The organism is Caulobacter sp. FWC2 (genome assembly GCF_002742625.1).
Lineage (GTDB): Bacteria > Pseudomonadota > Alphaproteobacteria > Caulobacterales > Caulobacteraceae > Caulobacter.
Genome location: NZ_PEBF01000001.1, coordinates 2,515,616 through 2,534,945 on the forward strand (window position 1 = coordinate 2,515,616; position 19,330 = coordinate 2,534,945).

Below are 19,330 nucleotides of genomic sequence, written 5' to 3' on the forward strand. Positions count from 1 at the left end.
TAGAACTGCGACAGATTGTTTCGCCCAAAGGTTCGTCCGATGCGATTCCCTGCCCGCCGCGCCGTCCTGTCCGGCCTTGGCCTCGCCCTGCTCGCCGCGTGCGGCAAGACGCCGGACGTCGGCGCCAGCGCCTGGGACAGGATCAAGGCGTCGGGAACCCTGCGCATTGGCCTGGAGGGCACCTATCCGCCCTTCAATTTCCAGGACAAGAACGGCCAGCTGGCCGGTTTCGAGGTCGACTTCGCCAAGGCTTTGGCCGCGCAGTTGGGCCTGAAGCCGGATTTCCGCCCTGCCCCGTTCGCCGGCCTTCTGGGCGCGCTGGAGTCGGGCCGGGTCGACGTGGTCATCAACCAGATAACCATCACGCCCGATCGCCAGGCCAAGTACGACTTTTCAGAGCCCTACACCGTCTCGGGCATCCAGATCATCAAGCTCAGGGACAAGCCGGGCCTGGAAAAGCCCAAGGACCTGTCCGGCAAGAAGGTCGGCGTGGGCCTTGGCACCAACTACGAACAATGGGCGCGCGCCAATGTGCCCAAGGCCGACATCCGCACCTATGACGACGATCCCACCAAGTACCAGGACCTCAAGGCCGGCCGCACCGACGCGGTGCTGAACGACCGTCTGGTGGCCGCCGACTTCGTCAAGACCTCGCCGGAATTCGTCGCCTCGGGCCCGCCCTTCGCCGCCCAAGGCGCTGGCGTGGCGATGAAGAAGGATCCGGCGCTGAAGGTGATCATCGACCAGGCCATCGAGGCCCTGCGCGCCAACGGCAAGCTGACGGCGATCTCGCAACAGTGGTTCGGCATGGACGTGACGCACTAGGACATGGAAACCGGTCTGGACCTGCTGCGCCAGTCCGCGCCCCTGCTGCTGAAGGGCGCCGGCTACACCGTGCTGCTCAGCGTCATCGGCATGGGCGTCGGCGTCGTGCTGGGCTTCGGCCTGGCCCTGATGCGCCTGTCACGCTCGCCGCTGCTGCGCTGGCCGGCGGCGGTGTATGTTTCGGCCTTCCGGGGCACGCCGCTGCTGGTGCAGCTGTTCCTTATCTATTACGGCCTGCCGCAGTTCGGGATCGAGATGCCCGCGCTGGCGGCGGCGGGCATCGGCTTCTCGCTGAACGTCGCGGCCTATTCGTGCGAGATCCTGCGCAGCGCCATCGACGCTGTCGACAAGGGCCAGTGGGAAGCCGCCAGCGTGCTGGGCATGAGCCGTGGCCAGACCCTGCGCCGGGTGATCCTGCCCCAGGCCGCCCGCACCGCCGTGGCGCCGCTGTCGAACAGCTTTATCGGTCTGGTCAAGGACACCTCCCTGGCCGCCACCATCCAGGTGCCGGAGCTGTTCCGCCAGGCCCAGTTGATCACCGCCCGCACCTACGAGATCTTCACCATGTACCTGGCCGCGGCGGCCATCTACTGGATCCTCTCCGCCGTGCTCGCGGCCGTTCAGGGCCAGTTGGAACGCCGCGCTTCGGAGGGCCGCGGATGAGCGCGATCGACGCCAGGGGCCTGAAGAAGAGCTTCGGCGACACCCCCGTCCTGGCGGGCGTCGACCTGACCGTCGACCCTGGCGAGGTCGTGGCCATCATCGGCCCCAGCGGCTCGGGCAAGAGCACCCTGCTGCGCTGCCTGGCGGGCCTGGAGCTGCTGAACGGCGGCGACCTGACCATCGCGGGCGTCACGGCCGGCGGAAAGGTTCCGCTGGCCAAGGTCCTGAATGGCCGGGTCGGTTTCGTGTTCCAGAGCTTCAACCTGTTCCCGCACAAGACGGCGCTGGAGAACGTGATAGAGGGTCCGGTTGTCGTCCGCAAGGAAGATCCCGCCAAGGCCCGCGCGCGCGGCCTGGCCCTGCTGGAGAAGGTCGGCCTGGGCGACCGGGCCGAAGCCTACCCCGCCGCCCTCTCCGGCGGCCAGCAGCAGCGCTGCGCCATCGCACGGGCCCTGGCCATGGACCCCGAGGTCATCCTTTTCGACGAGCCGACCTCGGCCCTTGACCCCGAGCTGGTCGGCGAGGTGCTCGCCGTGATCCGCGACCTGGCGGCCGAAAAACGGACCATGGTCATCGTCACCCACCAGATGGACTTCGCCAGAGATGTCGCTGACCGGACGATTTTCATGGACGGCGGCGTCATCGTAGAGCAAGGACCCTCCCGTCAGTTGCTTGCCTCCCCGCGCGAAGAACGTACCCGCAAGTTCCTGGCCAGGTCGGGTGTCCTACAGCCATAATTTGGCCCACGGGACACTTCACGTCCTGCTAGCGCGTCAGGCGAATTGCGTAGGCGGCCTCGCTGCTCAGGCGCGCGATTAACGATCAAATCCAAAGCCCTACGCCGGGTGGCTTTTATGGCGAGGACAGCGTGAAGCCTTATATCGAACTCAAGGGCGCCTCGGGCGCCGTCTACCGCTACAAGCTGGCCGAGAACGGCGACCCTGCGACCACGATCGCCGGCAACTACGTCTATGTCGACGCCAAGGGCGCGGTGGTCTTCGCCGGTGAGGCCAACAACCTGATCGACGCCAAGACCCGCTGGTCAGAAGCCTATTCCCGCCATGGCGCGACCTGGCTGTACACGCGCCTCAACGTCTCGGGCGCGTCGCGGGCGGATGAATATTCCGACCTAGTGATCGCGCTTCAGCCTGTGATGAATCAGGACTAAGGCCTGCTCCCCGGGCGCGGAGGCGGCTAAGCTCTCGCCAGATGCGCCCGGAGATTCTCTTCCCCCTGTTCAGCTCGGTGTCCACGCTCAAGGGCGTGGGTCCGCGAGTCGCGCCGCTGGTCGAGAAACTGGCCGGCCCGATCGTGCGCGACGTGCTGTTCACCGCGCCAACCGGCCTGATTCGCCGGTCGGTGACCACGGTCGACCAGGCCGTCGAGGGCCAGGTCCAGACCTTCATCGTCACCATTGACCAGCACCAGACGCCAGGCCGCCTGGGCCAGCCCTGGAAGATCCGCGCCTGGGACGGGACAGGCTTCCTGACCTTGGTCTGGTTCAAGGGCCACGGCCCGCACCTGGAACGTCAGCACCCCAAGGGCGCGCAACGCGCGGTCAGCGGCAAGGTCGAGCGGCCAGACGGCTATGCCTCCGAACTCCAGATCGCCCATCCTGACTACATCGTCGAAGCCGAGCGCGCCGGCGAGATTCCCGAGATCGAGCCCGTCTATCCGGCGACGCACGGCCTGCCCTCGCGCACCTTCCGGAAGTTCGCCCTCGAGGCCCTGAACCGCGCACCGGAACTCCCCGAGTGGCAAGACCCCGCCTGGCGCGAGCGCGAAAAGCTTCCCGGCTGGCGCGAGGCCCTGGCGGCCATGCACGCGCCCGCCAGCGAGGCGGACCTGTCGCCGCTGGCCAGGCCGCGCCGGCGTCTGGCCTATGACGAACTGCTGGCCCACCAGCTGGCTCTGGCCCAGCGCAAGGCCTCGCGCCGCGCGACGCCCGGCCCGCGCATTCCGTCCGGTCCCCTCTCGGAAGCCGCAGAGAAAGCCCTGCCCTTCAGGCTGACCGGCGCCCAGATTCGTTCGCTTTCGGAGATTCGCGGCGACCTCGCCTCCGGTGAGCGGATGAGCCGGCTACTGCAGGGCGATGTCGGCTCAGGCAAGACCGTGGTGGCGATGCTGGCCATGGCCGACGCGGCCGGCGCCGGCTTCCAATCGGCCCTGATGGCCCCGACCGAGATCCTGGCCCGCCAGCACTTCGAGACCATCGCCGCGCCCCTGCAGGCGCTGGGCCTGTCGGTGATCCTGCTGACCGGCCGCGACAAGGGCGCCAGCCGTTCGGCCAAGCTGCTGGGCCTGGCGGACGGGACCCACCACGTCGCCGTCGGCACCCACGCCCTGTTCCAGGACGACGTGGTCTTCGACCGCCTGGCCCTGACGATCATCGACGAACAGCACCGCTTCGGCGTCAATGAGCGTCGCCGCCTGCAGGACAAGGGCCCTTCTAGTGAAGATTGGGGCGTCCACCTGCTCGCCATGTCGGCCACGCCGATCCCGCGCACGCTGGAACTGACCGTCTTCGGCGATCTGGACGTCTCGCGCATCGACGAGAAGCCGCCGGGCCGCACGCCGGTCGCCACCCGCGCCGCGCCCACGCCCCGCGTGCCCGAGATCGTCGAGCGCCTGCGCGGCGCCATCGCCAGCGGCGCCCAGGCGTTCTGGGTCTGCCCACTGGTTTCCGAATCCGACAAGGTCGAGCTGCGCGCCGCCGAGGACCGCGCAGCGGACCTGGCCCGCCATCTGCCCGGCGTCGGCCTCGTCCACGGCCAGATGCCCGCCGCCGAGAAGGACGCGGTCATGCAGCGCTTCGCCGACGGCGAGGTCAGCGTGCTGGTCGCCACCACGGTGGTCGAGGTGGGGGTCAATGTCCCAAACGCCAGCATCATGGTCATCGAGCACGCCGACCGCTTCGGCCTGGCCCAGCTTCACCAGCTGCGCGGCCGCGTCGGCCGGGGCGCGCGGGAGAGTTCGTGCGTGCTGCTGTACGATCCGCCATTGTCGGAAGTGGCCCAGCAGCGTCTGGACATCCTGCGTCGCAGCGACGACGGCTTCGAGATCGCCGAAAAGGACCTGGCGCTGCGCGGCGGCGGCGACCCACTGGGCCTCAAGCAGAGCGGCTTCCCGGCCTATCGCCTGGCCGATCCCGTCGCGCACCGCGACCTGATCACCGTCGCCGCCGACGACGCCCGTCTGATCCTGGCCCGCGATCCGGACCTCACCTCGCCACGCGGCCAGGCGCTCCGGACGATGCAGGAACTGTTCGACTGGAAACCGGCCTCGCCGTTGAACGAGGCGGGGTAGCGGGCCGCTAGTGCGCGATGGTCGCGCCCTTGCGGTGATGCCAGAGGTGCATGACGCCGGCCAGGACGCCGCCGATCACGAGACCAACCACGGCCGAGCCCAGCGCGAAGGCCAGCCAGCCGGTCACGGCGCCGATGCCCGGGACGCCATGCGCCCAGTGCGAGAAGCCCTCGACCCAGTGCGGGATCGGCGTCAGGTGGAACTTCTCAAGGCCGTGCACGATGATGCCGCCGCCGACCCACAGCATGGCCGCGGTGCCGATGACGGTCAGGGCCTCCATGGTCACCGGCATGGCCTTGACTAGGCCACGGCCGAACTTCTGCACGCCCTTGGCCTCGCGGCGCGACAGGTGCAGACCCATGTCGTCCATCTTCACGATCAGCGCCACCGCGCCATAGACAATGATCGTCAGCAGTACGCCGACGATGGCCAACGCCGCCGCCTGCATCACGAGGCTCAGGTGAGCGACTTCAGCCAGGGCGATGGCCATGATCTCGCCGGACAGGATCAGGTCGGTCCGGATCGCGCCGTCGACCTTCTGCTTCTCCAGCTCGGGCGCGCTGAGCGCTAGATCCTCTATCGCCTCGCCCTCCGCCCCTGCCGTGAACGCCTCCAGGATCTTCTCTGTGGCCTCGAAGGCCAGATAGGCGCCGCCGACCATCAGGATCGGCGTCACCGCCCACGGCGCGAAGGCCGACAGCAGCAGAGCGCCGGGCAGTAGAAACAGCAGCTTGTTGCGCAACGAACCGACGGCGATCTTCCAGACGATCGGCAGCTCGCGGTCGGGTGTGAAGCCCATGGCGTAGCCCGGCGTCACGGCCGCGTCGTCGACCACCACGCCCACGGCCTTGGTCCCCGCCTTCCCGGCGGCGGCCCCGACATCGTCCAGCGAGGCGGCGGCGAGCTTGGTGATGGCCGCGACGTCATCCAGCAGCGCGGCGAGACCGGAAGGCATGAGGGATCCTGAGCAGAGTTGAAGCTTGTTGCGTAAGGCGCGCCGGGCTCGCCGTAAAGTCGCGAGGCTCTTGCCTGACGTAAGGTGAAAGCTGGAAGCTTGTTCCATGGACGTCGCCGCCTCTCTCGATCGCCTCGCCTCGCGCCTGTCGCCGACCGCGACCAGGGCCGCCAACGCCCGCCGCCTGTCGGGCGGCGCCAGCCTGGAAACCTGGGCTTTCGATCTCGACGACGGCACGCCGCTGATCCTGCGCCGTCGCCCGGACGGCGCGGCCATACGCGAGACCGCCCTGGCCCTTGCCTCCGAAGCCGCTTTGATCCGCGCCGCCGATCAGGCCGGCGCGCCGGCGCCCAGCGTGGTTCATGTCTGCACGCCCGACGACGGCCTCGGCGAGGCCTATGTCATGCGCCGCCTGGAGGGCGAGACCCTCGGGCGCCGGATCGTCCGCGACGAGGCCTTCGCCGCTGTGCGCCCCGACCTTGCCCGCCGCTGCGGCGAGGTGCTGGCGCGGATTCACGCCGCGCCGACCGAGGACCTGCCGGACCTGGCCACTTCCGACGCAGGAGGCGAACTCGCGCGCTACGAGGAGATCTACCGCCAACTGGGCGTTCAACGACCAATCCTGGAGGCCGCCTTCCGCTGGCTGGAGACGATTGCCCCGCCGCCGCCCGAACGGCCGGTGCTGGTCCACGGCGATTTCCGGAATGGCAATCTGATGATCCATCCGACGGACGGCCTGGTCGGGGTGCTCGACTGGGAGCTGGCCCATCTGGGCGACCCGGCCGAGGACCTGGGCTGGATCTGCATCAATTCCTGGCGCTTCGGCGAATGGCGGAAGCCCGTGGGCGGCTTTGGCGACTATGCCGACCTGTTGGCCGGCTACGGCGGCAGGGTCTCGCTGGAGCGCGTGAAGTTCTGGCAGGCGCTCGGCTCACTGAAGTGGGGCGTCATGTGCCTGATGATGTATTCCAGCTTCGCCAGCGGCCAGGATCGCTCGATCGAGCGCGCCATGATCGGCCGGCGGACCAGCGAGACCGAGATCGACCTTGTGGCGCTGATGGAGCCGGCATGATCAGTCACCCGACCGCCGTCGAACTGGCCCAAGCCGTCGCCGCCTTCGACGCGGAGACCGCCATCCCCGGCGATGCGCGCCAGGCCTTCCTGTCCCGCGTCGCCGACAACGCCCGCGCCGCCCTGGCCCGCGAAGCCGAGCTCGGCGCGACCTTGGAGGCCGAGGCGGTCGAGCGGCTCGGGGCCTTGATGGCCGACACCGGCGACTTCGCCACGCTCAACGCCAAGCTCTGCGAGGCCTTGCGGACCGGCGCGATCGCCCCGCTCGATCCGGCGCTTTTGGCGCACCTGCGCGCCACGGCCATCGGCCAGATCGCCATCGACCAGCCAAGCTACGGCGGCCTAGCGGCGCTCCGGAACCGTGGAGACGGCGGTTAGCGGGCGGCCGACCATAGTCGCCGACCGCGCCAGGGCGTCGGCCTCGATATCGGCATAGAACAGGTTGAAGGCGTCGACCTTTCGCCGATCGGCCCACGAGCCGCTGTCGCGCAGCGCACTGGACTTGGGTTTGCTGGTCCGCAGCAGGCCGTTCTCGCAGCGCGCCGACACCTGCCTTTGCAAGAAGGGCGGCCGCGCGCCCCAATCCAGACCCGTGGCGTTGGCCGCGCCCAGGTTCAGCTTGGCCGGCGCGCGCTCCAGGCTGGTCCCGCCCAGCAGCGGGTTGAAACACAGCGGCGTACGGTGCTCGAGATTGACCAGTTGGTCGGTCGCGTCCCAGATCAGCGAGCGGCCCGTCAGTTCCTGCACGGCGCGGAAGTCGCCCTCCTGAGCCGAGGCCCAGGCCGCCACGCAGCCTGTCTCGCCCTTGTGCTCGCAGGCGGGGATCGGCGCATTCGGTCCGTATTCGTCGGCCGGCGCCACCGTCTCGATCAGATAGGCGGCGACAAGGCGGCGCTTCAGGTCCGGATCGGTGGCGATCTCCTCACGGAGCAGGCGAACGGCGAGGGAGCCGCCCTGCTCCACCCCAACGATGATGAACGGCCGCGCCTCGCCGTAGCGCGACAGATAGGTTCTGAAGGCCAGCTTGACGTCGCCATAGGCGAAGCGCCGCGCGTCGCGGGCGTCGTCGCGCAGGGTCAGGTAGGTATAGAGGCTGGCCTGGCGATAGCGCGGCGCGAACACCCGGCCCACACGGTCGAACGGTCCGGCGTAGTTCGGGATCACCACCCGCGACAGGAACCGCTGGGCCTTCGGCTGGTCGATGCCGCCGTTCCAGTCGCGACCGCCGTCGAAGGTGGTCGGGTGGACGAAGAACACGTCGACCGGCTGGTTGGCCCGGGCGGGGCCCGGCAGCAAGGCCCAGGACGAGCGCTGGCCATAGTCCGGGGCCGGCGGCGGGCGGTAGGTCAGGAACGGGACCTTGGGGTCCAAAGCGTTGCTGAGGATATCATAGCGGAAGACGAAGGCGGCCGTCAGGAACAGCGCCAGGAACAGCGCCAGCCCCGCGCCGATCCAGAGCCTGAAGCTTTTGAACGAACCGCCCATGCCTCTGGTTACACCATGGCCCCCTCGACTCAAAGGGACGGCTTTAAGCCTCTTTTCCGTCAAGCGCCTTCCTGGCCGATGATCGCCACCGAGCAGACATTGCTGGCCGGCGCGCCGCCCAGATTGTGGGTCATTCCGAAGACGGGATTGGAGAGCTGCCGCTCGCCCGCGCGGCCTTGCAGCTGCAGGTACATCTCGTAGAGCATTCGCAGGCCCGAGGCGCCGATCGGATGGCCGAAGCACTTGAGGCCGCCGTCGATCTGGCACGGCATCTCCCCGTCGGCGTCATAGAAACCGTCCAGCACGTCACGCCAACCCTGGCCCTCCGGCGAGATGAACAGGTCCTCCATCGTCACCAGCTCGGTGATCGAAAAGCAGTCGTGCACCTCCATCATCGAGATCTGGTCGCGCGGCCGCTCGATACCGGCCTCCTTGTAGGCCTTACGCGCGGCGATGCGGGCGGTGTGGAAGTGGCTGCCGTCCCAGCCGTTGTACTGGCTCTCATAGCCGTTCGAGACCGACAGCTGCAGGGCCTTCACGGTGACCAGATCGTGCTTGCCGAGCGCCCGGGCGATCTCGGGCGTGGTGACGATCGCCGCCGCTGCGCCGTCCGACACGCCGCAGCAGTCGAACAGGCCCAGCGGCTCGGCGATCATCGGGGCGTTGAGGGCCTGTTCGGCGGTGATCGGCTTGCGCAGGTGCGCCTTGGGGTTCTTGGCGCCGTTGGCGTGGCTCTTGACCGAGACGTGAGCGATGGCGCGCTTCAGGTCGTCCTTGGAGACCCCGTGCTTGGCGCGATAGGCGCTGGCCAGCTGCGCGAAGTTGCCGGGCGCGGAGCCGTTCGGCATCACCTGCGGATTGAGCGTGCCCGGATGGGCGACCGGCAGGCCGCCATAGCCGGTGTCCTTCAGCTTCTCGACGCCGACGGCGAGCGCGATATCGGCCGCGCCGGCCGCCACGGCATAGACCGCGCCGCGGAAGGCCTCCGAGCCCGAGGCGCAGAAGTTCTCGACCCGGGTGACGGCGATGTTGGGCAGGCGCAGGGCGATCGACAGCGGCGTGCCGCCCTTACCCGAGCCGATCTCGTCGATGTGCGTCGAGAACCACGCAGCGTCCAGCTGGGTCTGATCGATGCCAGCGTCCTGCATGGCCTCCAGATAGGCCTCGACCATGAGGTCGTCGGGGCCAGCGTCCCAGCGCTCGCCGAACTTGCTGCAGCCCATCCCGAGGATGGCGACCTTGTCCCGGATACCCTGCGGCATGATCGGTCTCCCTATTCAGCGGCTTGAGAGGTTTGGGCGGCGATTGCGGCGCGATCCGGCGTGGCCTTCCAGAAGTAGCGGACGAAGCCGCGCTTTTCGTCGACCTCCTTGATGCGGAACACCATCCGCACCGGCAGGCCGGTCTCGACATCACCCGGCGCGACGTCGGTGATGTCCATCATGATCCGGCCGCCGCCCTCGAAGACGATCATGCCGTAATGGTTTGGCGGGGCCATGGAAAAGGTAAGGTAATCAGCCGAATAGCTGAGAACACTCGCGCGGCGCTCGGCGAAGCGATACGGCTCCTGGGTGTCGACGGCGGGGTTGTTCGGCGCGACCGAGATGCGGGTGCGTGGAAACTGCACGACGCCGGTCTCGCGGCAGCGGCCGCCAACCAGGCCAAGGATCATGTCCTCGTTGCGGTAGAGGGTGGTCAGGGCCGTCTTGTTGTCCTTCTCGGCCCGCATGCCCTTGTCCCATTCGACCAGGCCATTGAAGGTCAGGAATTTCAGGTAGTTGGTCTCAACTTCTCGATCAGCCAGCGACCCCGTGACGCCCCGCGCGGGACGCTGGCCTTGGCCGGTGGCGCGGAACACCATGGCCTCGGCGCCCTGGCCGAACTGGGCGACCAGGATCACCTCGCCCGCCTTGGCGTCCTCCAGCGCGTGGGCCAGCATAATGGGTCCGTGCGCGCAGCCGGCCTCGCCCATCACGGCGGCGAGGTTGTCGCGAACGGCCTCGGGCCTGATCCCCACGGCCTTGGCCAATGTCGCGGCCATGCCAGAAAAGGTCGATGGAAAGCAGAAATGATCGACTTCAGAAGCACTTAGGCCCGCAATCTCAAGCGCCTTTCGAACGGCCGGCGGCACGAGCTTGACGATGCCCTCATCGCGGATCCAGCGCTCCTCCCAGTAGTAGTCGAAGCCGCCGTCGTCGCCGCGGAAGTGGTCGACGAAGTCGTCGGTGACCGAACCCCGCCCCAGCATTTCGGCCGCCCCTGGGCCGTCGGTGACCACGAAGGCCGCCGCGCCGTCGCCGAAGTCCAGTTCCTGGGCCGAGACCGCCCGGGCCCTGCGGCGCTCGCCGACGGCGACCAGGGAGGTCCCGCCGCTCGCCAAGGCCTGTCCCAGCGCTGTCAGGCCGCAGCGCTGCGAACCGGTCACGTCACTGGCGGTGATCGACTTCTCAAGGGTCAGGGCCGCCGAGACGATCCCCGCGTTCAGCCGGTCGGCGAACGGCGCCGTCGTGGAGGCGAAGTAGAAGCTGTCGATGTGGCTGCGGTCGTCGTCGGGGCCGAGGGCGTCGCGGGCCGCCTCGACCGCCATGGTCAAGGCGTCCTCGTCCCAGTTGGCCATGGAGCGCTCGCCCTTGCCCTTGGCCTTGAGGTTCGGCGCAACCCAGGCATTGGCCTCTGTCACGGCCTTACGGCTAAGGCGCAGACGCGGCGCATAAGCGCCCCAGGCGGCGATGCCGGCCATGATGAACTCCCTGACGTCGAGGTTCGCGCCTCGATCTCGGGGTCAGCCTACGCCGGGACTTGGACCGGACAAGTGTTCCGTGGCGTCATATCCGACAGCGACTATCGGTAGGGGTCGTCGGTATTCAGGTAGCCCGCCACATAGTCGGCGACGCCGTCTTCCAGCGTGGTCATCGGCGCATCATAGCCGGCGGCCCGCAGGCGGCTCATATCGGCCTGGGTGTAATACTGGTACTTGCCGCGCAGCACCTCGGGCATGTCGATATAGGTGATGTCGGGCGCGCGGTTCACGGCCTCGAAGGTGGCCACGGCGAGATCCCGGAACGAGCGCGCGTGGCCAGAACCCAGGTTGAAGACGCCATTCACCGCCGAATTCTGGGACAACCAGGCGATCACGTCGACCGCATCGCGGACATAGACGAAGTCGCGCAGCTGGCCGCCATCCTCGTAGTCCGGGTGGTGTGACTTGAAGAGCTTGACCCCTTCGCCCGCGGCGACGCGCGGCCAGATCTGGGCCACCACCGACTTCATGCCGTCCTTGTGGTCCTCGTTGGGGCCGTAGACGTTGAAGAACTTCAGGCCCGCCCATTGGGCCGGGGCATGGCCGCGATGGGCCTCGCGCACGGCGTAGATATCGAACAACGCCTTGGACCAGCCATAGGCGTTCAGCGGCCGCAGGGCCTGCAGCGAGGCCAGATCGTCCTTGCCCTCGAAGCCCAGCGAGCCGTCGCCATAGGTCGCCGCCGACGAGGCGTAGATCAGCCGCTTGCCGTGTTGCGCGCACCAGTCCCATAGGTCGCGCGACAGCACGAAGTTGGACTGCACGATCTTGTCGGCGTCCTGCTCGGTCGTCGACGACACCGCGCCCATGTGGATGATCAGCTCGACCTCGGCGCCGCGCCTGGCCAGCCAGTCGAACAACTGCTCGGGGGCCACGAAGTCGGCGATCGGATGCTTGGCGATATTGCGCCACTTGCCACTGGCGGCGTCACGAAGGCGGTCGCAGACCACGACGTCTAGCGCCGGATCCTCGCAGACACGCGCGACGATGTTCGAGCCGATGAAGCCCGCGCCGCCGGTGACGAGAACGATGCGCCGGTTCATAGAGCGACTCTGCGGGCGACGACTTGCGGATGATCCAAGGAAGCGGTTCCGACGTAATACGAGTGCAGGCGCCTGAGAGGTGGCCTTTCGGGCGAGGTGAAGCAAGTGCGGACGGACAAAGACCAGGAGCCGATCATCGTCTGGTTCCGCAAGGACCTGCGCTTAGCCGACAATCCCGCCCTGCGCCATGCCGCCGACAGCGGCCGGCCGGTGATCCCCCTCTATATTCTTGATGAAACCAAGGACATCCGGCCGATGGGTGGGGCCTCGCTGTGGTGGCTGGACAAGTCGCTGAAGAGCCTGGCCGAAAGCCTTGAGAAGCTTGGCAATAAGCTGGTCCTTCGCAAAGGCTCCGCCGCCGATGTGCTGGACGACGTGATCGCCCACAGCGGCGCGACCTGCGTGCTGTGGAACCGTCTCTACGACAAGGCCAGCATCGACCGCGACACCGAGATCAAGGCGCGCCTGAAGGACGCGGGCGTCGACTGTCAGAGCTTCAACGCCAGCCTGCTGAACGAACCCTGGACCGTGCAGAACGGCTCCAAGCAGCCCTACAAGGTCTTCACGCCGTACTGGCGGGCGGCGCGCGAACACCTTAGCCACGTCACTGTAGAGTCCGCGCCCCAGCGCCTGAAATCACCTGAACATTTCCCTCGCAGCGAAAGTCTCGCCGGCTGGGGCCTGCATCCGACCAAGCCGGACTGGTCGAAAGGCTTCGACCTCTGGACACCCGGCGAGGCTGGCGCGCTGGATCGCCTCAACACCTTCCTGTCTGGCCCGGTCGACGGCTATGGCGAGAAGCGCGACCTGCCGGGGATCGAGGCGACCTCGCGCTTGTCTCCGCACCTGCACTTCGGCGAGATCGGACCGCGCCAAGTCTGGCTGGCCGCGCGCAACGCCGCCGACCATGGCGACGCTCCCACAGGCGAGATCGACAAGTTCCTGTCCGAACTCGGCTGGCGCGAGTTCAACCACGCCATCCTCTTCCATTGGCCGGACCTGCCGACCCAGAGCTTCCGGCCGGAGTTCGACGCCTTCCCGTGGAAGAGCAACTCCGCGTTCTTTGAGGCGTGGACCAAGGGCCAGACCGGCTATCCGATCGTCGACGCCGGCATGCGCGAGCTTTGGGCCACCGGCTTCATGCACAATCGCGTGCGCATGATCGTGGCCTCGTTCCTGATCAAGCATCTGCTGGTCGACTGGCGCGAGGGCGAGGCCTGGTTCTGGGACACGCTGCTCGACGCCGATCTGCCCAACAATGTCGGCAACTGGCAGTGGGTGGCCGGCAGCGGCGCCGACGCCGCGCCCTACTTCCGGATCTTCAACCCGATCGCCCAGGGCGAGAAGTTCGACCCGCGGGGCGTCTATGTCCGACGCTGGGTGCCCGAGCTCAAAAACGTTTCCGACGAGGTTATCCACAAGCCATGGACCCGCGCCTTGCATCTGCCGGCCGAAGCAAAACGTCTCTATTCGAGACCAATCGTCGACCATGCGCAGGCGCGCGAGAAGGCCATGGAGGCCTATCGCAGCCTCTAGAAGGTTTACGGGCCGGTCCTTAACAGCGTTAATGAACGCGTAACCGGATGCGAGGCCCCGCCTTGGATACGACGCTTTTGAACCATCCCGACCTGAAGGCGGCCCCGACCGCCTTTCGAACCGCCTTGCGGGTGGCGGCGACGAACTGGGAGTTCGGCTCGGTCACGTTCGTCCTGCCGACCGGCAAGGCTGTGACGGTGAGCGGGCGCCAGCCAGGTCCAGAAGCGACGATCCGGATCCGCGACTACAACTTCGTCCGCCGCGCCTTTTCGTCCGGCGACATCGGTTTCGCCGAGGGCTTCATGGCCGGTGAATGGGAAACGCCTGACCTGTCGGCGGTGCTCGAGGCGTTCTCGCTGAACTTCGACAAGCTGTCGGCCCTGGTGGACGGCAACCCGGTCATGCGAGTGATCAACGTCCTCTACCACCTGTTCCACCGCAACAGCCGCGATGGCTCACGCAAGAACATCCACGCCCACTACGACCTGGGCAATGCGTTCTATTCTCGCTGGCTGGACCCAAGCATGACCTATTCCTCGGCCCTCTATGAGCGGCCGAACCAGTCCCTGCCCGAGGCCCAGACCGCCAAGTATGCGGCCCTGGCCCGGACCATCGACCTGGCTCCCGGCAAGCACGTGCTGGAGATCGGCTGCGGCTGGGGCGGCTTCGCCGAGTTCGCCGCCAAGGAGGTGGGCGCCAAGGTCACCGGCATCACCATCTCCCAGGCGCAGTACGACTTCGCTCGCAAGCGGCTGTTCGAGCAGGGGCTGGCGGAGAAGGCCGACATCCAGCTGATCGACTATCGCGACGTCCGGGGCCAGTTCGACGCCGTGGCCTCGATCGAGATGTTCGAGGCGGTCGGCGAGGAGTACTGGCCCTCGTACTTCGGCAAGATCCGCGACGTGTTGAAGCCCGGCGGTCGCGCCGGCCTGCAGATCATCACCATCCGCGACGAGCTGTTCGACGACTATCGTGGGCGCACCGACTTCATCCAGCGCTACATCTTCCCGGGCGGCATGCTGCCCAGCGAGGCGCGGCTTAAGGAAGAGACCGAGCGCGCGGGGCTGGAGTGGAGCGATCTCAAACGCTTCGGCCAGAACTATGCCGACACCCTGGCCGAGTGGGCGCGACGCTTCGAAGCCGCCTGGAGCGACATCCGCAAGGACGGCTTCGACGAACGGTTCCGGCGCCTGTGGCGGTTCTATCTCAGCTACTGCGAGGCCGGCTTTCGCACCGAACGGACCAATGTCATCCAGCTAGGCCTCAGCCGCAGCTGATATCCACAGTTTGTGGATATCAGCTCAAGCCATGGTCAAGCTTAAGGTTTGGCGGTCCGCGCTGAGGCTTTCAGGAAAACTGGGGTTGCGCCGGCCTTTCGCCGCACGATCTTTCAGCCAACCGAAGATCCTTTCCAAGGCTCCCCATGACCGCCCTGCTAAGCGTTCTAGACGCGATCGGAAACACCCCGCTGATCCGCTTGAACCGCGCCAGCCAGGCCACGGGCTGCGAGATCCTGGGCAAGGCCGAGTTCATGAACCCTGGCCAGTCGGTCAAGGACCGCGCGGCGCTGGGCATCATCCGTGACGCGGAGGCCAAGGGCCTGCTGAAGCCTGGCGGTCGCATTGTGGAGGGCACCGCCGGCAACACCGGCATTGGCCTGGCCATGGTCGCCTCGGCGCTGGGCTACAAGACGACGATCATCATCCCCCGCACCCAGAGCCCGGAGAAGAAGGACGCCATCCGCCTGCTGGGCGCGGAACTGGTCGAGGTCGACGCCGTCCCCTATTCCAACCCCGACAACTATGTCCGCTATTCCGGGCGCTTGGCCGAGGAACTTGCCAAGACTGAAGCCAATGGCGTTGTCTGGGCCAACCAGTTCGACAATGTCGCCAACCGTGAGGCCCATTATCGCACGACCGGCCCGGAAATCTTCGAGCAGACGGGCGGTAAGGTCGACGGCTTCATCTGCGCGGTGGGCTCGGGCGGCACCCTGGCCGGCGTCGCAGCGGCCCTGCGCGAGCGCAAGCCCGGCGTGAAGATCGGCCTGGCCGACCCCTACGGCGCTTCGCTCTACAGCTGGTACAGGGACGGCGAGCTGAAGTCCGAAGGAACCTCGATCAGCGAGGGCATCGGCCAGGGCCGCGTCACCGCAAATCTAGAAGACCTGGTTGTCGACCATCCCTTCCGCGTCAGCGACGAGGAGATGCTGGACGTGGTCTTCGACCTTGTCCAGCACGAGGGGCTCTGCCTGGGCGGTTCGGCCGGCGTCAATGTCGCCGGCGCGGTCAAGCTGGCTCGCGAACTGGGTCCTGGCCACACCATCGTGACCATCCTGTGCGACCACGGCTCGCGCTATCAGTCCAAGCTGTTCAATCCCGAATTCCTGAAGGAAAAGGGCTTGCCGACGCCGCCTTGGATGTAAACTCACCGCCGAGTCTGATCCCAAGAGGCGTCCCATGGCCATTCCGTCCGATCCGCTGGTCTCCACCGCCTGGCTGGCTGAACACCTCGACGCGCCGGATGTGCGCGTGGTCGACGCGTCGTGGCACATGCCGGCCGCCCAGCGCGATCCGCGCAAGGAGTTCCTGGAGGCCCACATCCCCGGCGCGGTGTTCTTCGACATCGACGACATCTCCGACGAGACGTCGGACCTGCCGCATATGATCCCGACGGCGGTCAAGTTCGCCTCGCGCGTCAGGAAGCTGGGCCTGGGCGATGGCTCGCGGATCGTCGTCTACGACAGCAGCGGCATCCTGCCGGCCGCGCGCGCCTGGTGGCACTTCCGCGCCATGGGCCACGAGGACGTCGTGGTGCTGGACGGCGGCCTGCCCAAATGGATCGCCGAGGGTCGCCCGGTCGACGACGGCCCGGCCTCGCCGCAGGAACGCCACTTCACACCGCGTTACCAGGCCGACATCTACCGGTCGCTGGAGCAGGTGCGCGAGATCGTCGAAACCGGCCGCGAGCAGATCATCGACGCCCGCGCGGCAGGCCGCTTCGAGGGCCGAGATCCCGAGCCCCGCGCCGGCCTGCGCGGCGGCCACATGCCGGGCGCCCGCAACATCCCGCTGTCGGCCCTGCTGGCCGCCGACGGGACCATGCTGCCGGCTGAACACTTAAAGACGGTGTTCGAGGCCGCCGGCGTCGACATCAATAAGCCGATCACCTCGACCTGCGGCTCCGGTATCACGGCCTCGGTCGTGGCCCTGGCCCTGGCCCGTTTGGGCAAGCCCCGCTCGGCCGTTTATGACGGCTCGTGGACAGAATGGGGCGGCTTGGCCGACACGCCGATCGCGACCGGCCCCGCCGCCTAGCGCCCCGAAAGCCTAACGCATCGGCGGCGCGTAGAGCAGGCCGGGCTTGGGCGCGTTCCACAGCGCGTTCAGGCCTCGATCCAGCTTCAACGCCGAACCGCCGCCGATGTCCCGGTCGAAGATCTCGCCATAATTGCCGCCGGCTGCGATGGCGCGCGTGGCCCAGTCGGGATCTAGGCCCAGCATCGCGCCGAACCCGCCCTCGCCCAGCAGCCGTCGCGCCTCGGGATCGGCGCCGGCTTTCATGTCCTTGGCGTTAGCTTTCGTGACGCCGTGCTCCTCGGCGAGAACCAGGGCGTACAGGGTCCAACGGACGATATCGGTCCAGGCCGGATCGTCCTGGCGCACCAGCGGCCCGAGCGGCTCCTTGGATATGGCGTCGGGCAGGATCACGTGGGCGCCCGGATCGTCCAGCACCGACCGCGCCGCCGCCAAGGCGGAAATGTCGGCGGTGAAGGCGTCGCACTTGTCGGCCTGATAGGCCGCGCGGGCCTGCTCCTCGCTGTCGAAAACCATGGCCGTGTAGGCGATGCCGCGCGCCCGGAAGAAGTCCTCCAGGTTCTGTGCCGAGGTGGCGCCGGTCTGGACGCAGATCTTGGCCGTGTTCAGCTCGACGGCGCTGGTCAGGTTCAGATTGCGGCGGACCAGGAACCCCTGGCCGTCGAAATAGGAGATCGCCGCCATATCCAGCTGGTCGCCGACATCGCGCGAGAAGGTCCACGAGGTATTGCGCCACAGGACATCGACCTTGCCCGTCCGCAAGGCGGTGATCCGCTCCTCGTTGCCCAGCGGCACGAAGGTCACCTTGTCGGGCATGCCCAGCACGGTCGCGGCCAGTGCCCGACAGAAGTCGACATTGAAGCCGCGCCAGCGCCCGCCATTGTCCTGAAAGGCGAAGCCCGGCAGCTCAGGATTGACCCCGCAGCGCAATTCGCCGCGCGCCTTAACGGCCTTCAGGGTCTTGCTGGGCGCGGCGGGCTTGATGGCCATGGGCGCGGCCGTCTCGGCCGGCTTGGGTTCAGGCGTGGCCGTGCGCTGGCCGCACGCCGCGAGCGCTAGCAAGGACAGAACCACTACGCCAAAACGCACCGACAACCGATCGCTCCTTGAACCGTGCGCGCGGAGCCTTAAACCACAAGCGGTAAGCCGCGTCGCCGAGAGTCCCCCGCCATGGATGAAGAAACCCGTCTGGTCCGTACAGGCTCCGAGCCGACCGCCATGGCGCGCACCGTAAATCCGCCGATCCAGCGCGCGTCGACGGTGCTGTTGCCCAATGCGGCGTCACTCTACGACGATGACCAGATCACCTACGGCATCACCGGCCTGTCCTCGCCCGCCGCCTTGCAGAAGGCGCTGGCCGAGCTGGAGGGCTCGCCGGACGTCACGCTCTATCCGTCGGGCCTGGCGGCGATCACCGGCGCCATGCTGGCGGTGCTCAAGGCTGGCGATGAGATCCTGGTGGTCGACAGCGCCTACAAGCCGACGCGCCGGTTCTGCGACCGGGTGCTGAGCCGCTTCGGCGTCGCCACCACCTACTACGATCCCGCGCTGGACGCCGACGGCCTGATGGCTCTGGTGACGCCCAGGACCCGGATGATCCTGCTGGAAGCCCCCGGCTCTCTGACCTTCGAAATGCAGGATGTGCCGGCCATCGCCAAGGCCGCCAACGATCGCGGGATCATCACCCTGATCGACAACACATGGGCGGCCGGCCTCTATTTCAAGCCGCTGGCCCATGGGGTGACGATCAGCGTCCAGGCCCTGACCAAATATGTCGGCGGCCACTCGGACTGCTTCATGGGCTCGGCCACGACCATGGACGTCGACATCGGCAACGCGCTAGGCAACGCCATGTGGGACATCGGCTGGTCGGTGTCGCCCGATGACGCCTACACCATGCTGCGGGGCCTGCGGACCCTGACCACCCGCCTGCCCCGCCATCACGAGAACGGTCTCGTCATCGCGCGCTGGCTGCAGGCGCGGCCCGAGGTCGCCCGCGTGCTGCATCCCGCCCTGTCCGACGATCCGGGCCACGCAATCTGGAAGCGTGACTTCACCGGCGCCTGCGGTCTGTTCGGCGTGGTGCTGAAGCCGTGCAGCCAGCGCGCCGTCCACGCCTTCCTCGATGAGCTCAAGCTGTTCGGCCTGGGCTTTTCCTGGGGCGGCTATGAGAGCCTGGCGATCCACTGCGATCCGCAACTGAAGAACCGTTCGGTTCCGGTCAACCTGGAAGGCCCGCTGCTGCGCCTGCACATCGGCCTGGAGACGATCAACGACCTGACCGCGGATCTAGACCGAGGTTTCGCGGCGCTGCGGTCGGCCTAGGCGCCGT

At 67.5% G+C, this 19,330-nt stretch carries 18 protein-coding genes; 12 read left to right on the forward strand and 6 right to left on the reverse strand.

What is annotated here, in order from left to right:
• Positions 1-39 precede the first annotated feature (39 nt).
• From tcyJ to recG, 5 genes are all read left to right on the forward strand, one after another.
• Positions 40-825 carry a cystine ABC transporter substrate-binding protein gene (tcyJ, locus tag CSW62_RS12060; protein WP_099578097.1) on the forward strand — a complete coding sequence of 262 codons (786 nt, stop codon included), beginning with the start codon at positions 40-42 and terminating at the stop codon, positions 823-825.
• A 3-nt stretch (positions 826-828) separates the two neighbouring features.
• The gene (gene tcyL, locus CSW62_RS12065; protein ID WP_099578099.1) at positions 829-1,488 is read left to right on the forward strand and encodes a cystine ABC transporter permease; all 660 of its coding nucleotides are present in this window, start codon (positions 829-831) and stop codon (positions 1,486-1,488) included.
• Complete coding sequence (locus CSW62_RS12070) at positions 1,485-2,225, forward strand: amino acid ABC transporter ATP-binding protein (RefSeq protein WP_099578101.1); 741 nt, start codon at positions 1,485-1,487, stop codon at positions 2,223-2,225. Before tcyL ends, CSW62_RS12070 begins: the two co-directional genes overlap by 4 nt.
• A gap of 131 nt (positions 2,226-2,356) precedes the next feature.
• A complete protein-coding gene (locus CSW62_RS12075; protein WP_099578103.1) occupies positions 2,357-2,656 on the forward strand; it encodes a hypothetical protein in 300 nt (99 codons plus the stop codon).
• 41 nt (positions 2,657-2,697) lie between these two features.
• Positions 2,698-4,794, forward strand: a complete 2,097-nt coding sequence (gene recG, locus CSW62_RS12080; RefSeq protein WP_099578105.1) for an ATP-dependent DNA helicase RecG — start codon at positions 2,698-2,700, stop codon at positions 4,792-4,794.
• Positions 4,795-4,801: 7 nt separating this feature from the next.
• On the opposite strand, the gene CSW62_RS12085 is transcribed toward recG, so the two are convergent.
• On the reverse strand, positions 4,802-5,749 hold the full coding sequence (locus CSW62_RS12085) for a DUF808 domain-containing protein (protein WP_099578107.1): 948 nt from the start codon (positions 5,747-5,749) through the stop codon (positions 4,802-4,804).
• Positions 5,750-5,855: 106 nt separating this feature from the next.
• Between CSW62_RS12085 and CSW62_RS12090 the strand changes: the two genes are divergently transcribed.
• Positions 5,856-6,821, forward strand: a complete 966-nt coding sequence (locus tag CSW62_RS12090) for a phosphotransferase family protein (RefSeq protein ID WP_099578109.1) — start codon at positions 5,856-5,858, stop codon at positions 6,819-6,821.
• Complete coding sequence (locus tag CSW62_RS12095) at positions 6,818-7,198, forward strand: DUF6285 domain-containing protein (RefSeq protein WP_099578111.1); 381 nt, start codon at positions 6,818-6,820, stop codon at positions 7,196-7,198. The genes CSW62_RS12090 and CSW62_RS12095 overlap by 4 nt, the downstream gene beginning before the upstream one ends.
• On the opposite strand, the gene CSW62_RS12100 is transcribed toward CSW62_RS12095, so the two are convergent.
• The 4 genes from CSW62_RS12100 to rfaD all read right to left on the reverse strand — a co-directional run bounded on the left by CSW62_RS12100 (position 7,163) and on the right by rfaD (position 12,148).
• Positions 7,163-8,305 carry a DUF3089 domain-containing protein gene (locus tag CSW62_RS12100; protein ID WP_099578113.1) on the reverse strand — a complete coding sequence of 381 codons (1,143 nt, stop codon included), beginning with the start codon at positions 8,303-8,305 and terminating at the stop codon, positions 7,163-7,165. The two genes, CSW62_RS12095 and CSW62_RS12100, sit on opposite strands and share 36 nt — an antisense overlap.
• Positions 8,306-8,364: 59 nt before the next feature.
• Complete coding sequence (locus CSW62_RS12105; RefSeq protein WP_099578115.1) at positions 8,365-9,567, reverse strand: acetyl-CoA acetyltransferase; 1,203 nt, start codon at positions 9,565-9,567, stop codon at positions 8,365-8,367.
• A gap of 11 nt (positions 9,568-9,578) precedes the next feature.
• Complete coding sequence (locus CSW62_RS12110; RefSeq protein ID WP_099578117.1) at positions 9,579-11,045, reverse strand: OB-fold domain-containing protein; 1,467 nt, start codon at positions 11,043-11,045, stop codon at positions 9,579-9,581.
• Positions 11,046-11,146: 101 nt separating this feature from the next.
• Positions 11,147-12,148 (reverse strand): ADP-glyceromanno-heptose 6-epimerase, encoded by a 1,002-nt coding sequence (gene rfaD, locus CSW62_RS12115; protein WP_099578119.1) that lies wholly within the window; start codon positions 12,146-12,148, stop codon positions 11,147-11,149.
• Between the two features lie 105 nt (positions 12,149-12,253).
• On the opposite strand from rfaD, the gene CSW62_RS12120 reads away from it, so the two are divergent.
• From CSW62_RS12120 to sseA, 4 genes are all read left to right on the forward strand, one after another.
• A complete protein-coding gene (locus CSW62_RS12120) occupies positions 12,254-13,684 on the forward strand; it encodes a deoxyribodipyrimidine photo-lyase (RefSeq protein ID WP_233206667.1) in 1,431 nt (476 codons plus the stop codon).
• Positions 13,685-13,731: 47 nt separating this feature from the next.
• The gene (locus CSW62_RS12125; RefSeq protein ID WP_099578123.1) at positions 13,732-14,961 is read left to right on the forward strand and encodes a cyclopropane-fatty-acyl-phospholipid synthase family protein; all 1,230 of its coding nucleotides are present in this window, start codon (positions 13,732-13,734) and stop codon (positions 14,959-14,961) included.
• Positions 14,962-15,107: 146 nt separating this feature from the next.
• Complete coding sequence (locus CSW62_RS12130) at positions 15,108-16,106, forward strand: cysteine synthase A (protein ID WP_099578125.1); 999 nt, start codon at positions 15,108-15,110, stop codon at positions 16,104-16,106.
• 34 nt (positions 16,107-16,140) lie between these two features.
• Complete coding sequence (gene sseA / locus CSW62_RS12135) at positions 16,141-16,998, forward strand: 3-mercaptopyruvate sulfurtransferase (RefSeq protein ID WP_099578127.1); 858 nt, start codon at positions 16,141-16,143, stop codon at positions 16,996-16,998.
• Between the two features lie 12 nt (positions 16,999-17,010).
• Here sseA and CSW62_RS12140 read toward each other — a convergent pair whose 3' ends face one another.
• Positions 17,011-18,087 (reverse strand): amino acid ABC transporter substrate-binding protein, encoded by a 1,077-nt coding sequence (locus CSW62_RS12140; protein ID WP_233206792.1) that lies wholly within the window; start codon positions 18,085-18,087, stop codon positions 17,011-17,013.
• A gap of 81 nt (positions 18,088-18,168) precedes the next feature.
• On the opposite strand from CSW62_RS12140, the gene metC reads away from it, so the two are divergent.
• Positions 18,169-19,323 (forward strand): cystathionine beta-lyase, encoded by a 1,155-nt coding sequence (gene metC / locus CSW62_RS12145; protein WP_099578129.1) that lies wholly within the window; start codon positions 18,169-18,171, stop codon positions 19,321-19,323.
• The last annotated feature ends 7 nt before the right edge of the window (positions 19,324-19,330 follow it).

Excerpts from the sequence above, each read along its gene's own strand:
- tcyJ (WP_099578097.1), top strand. The coding sequence starts at position 40 with ATGCGATTCCCTGCCCGCCGCGCCGTCCTGTCCGGCCTTGGCCTCGCC.
- tcyL (WP_099578099.1), top strand. The coding sequence starts at position 829 with ATGGAAACCGGTCTGGACCTGCTGCGCCAGTCCGCGCCCCTGCTGCTG.
- CSW62_RS12070 (WP_099578101.1), top strand. The coding sequence starts at position 1,485 with ATGAGCGCGATCGACGCCAGGGGCCTGAAGAAGAGCTTCGGCGACACC.
- recG (WP_099578105.1), top strand. The coding sequence starts at position 2,698 with ATGCGCCCGGAGATTCTCTTCCCCCTGTTCAGCTCGGTGTCCACGCTC.
- CSW62_RS12085 (WP_099578107.1), bottom strand. The coding sequence starts at position 5,749 with ATGCCTTCCGGTCTCGCCGCGCTGCTGGATGACGTCGCGGCCATCACC.
- CSW62_RS12090 (WP_099578109.1), top strand. The coding sequence starts at position 5,856 with ATGGACGTCGCCGCCTCTCTCGATCGCCTCGCCTCGCGCCTGTCGCCG.
- CSW62_RS12095 (WP_099578111.1), top strand. The coding sequence starts at position 6,818 with ATGATCAGTCACCCGACCGCCGTCGAACTGGCCCAAGCCGTCGCCGCC.
- CSW62_RS12100 (WP_099578113.1), bottom strand. The coding sequence starts at position 8,305 with ATGGGCGGTTCGTTCAAAAGCTTCAGGCTCTGGATCGGCGCGGGGCTG.
- CSW62_RS12105 (WP_099578115.1), bottom strand. The coding sequence starts at position 9,567 with ATGCCGCAGGGTATCCGGGACAAGGTCGCCATCCTCGGGATGGGCTGC.
- CSW62_RS12110 (WP_099578117.1), bottom strand. The coding sequence starts at position 11,045 with ATGGCCGGCATCGCCGCCTGGGGCGCTTATGCGCCGCGTCTGCGCCTT.
- rfaD (WP_099578119.1), bottom strand. The coding sequence starts at position 12,148 with ATGAACCGGCGCATCGTTCTCGTCACCGGCGGCGCGGGCTTCATCGGC.
- CSW62_RS12125 (WP_099578123.1), top strand. The coding sequence starts at position 13,732 with ATGCGAGGCCCCGCCTTGGATACGACGCTTTTGAACCATCCCGACCTG.
- CSW62_RS12130 (WP_099578125.1), top strand. The coding sequence starts at position 15,108 with ATGACCGCCCTGCTAAGCGTTCTAGACGCGATCGGAAACACCCCGCTG.
- sseA (WP_099578127.1), top strand. The coding sequence starts at position 16,141 with ATGGCCATTCCGTCCGATCCGCTGGTCTCCACCGCCTGGCTGGCTGAA.
- metC (WP_099578129.1), top strand. The coding sequence starts at position 18,169 with ATGGATGAAGAAACCCGTCTGGTCCGTACAGGCTCCGAGCCGACCGCC.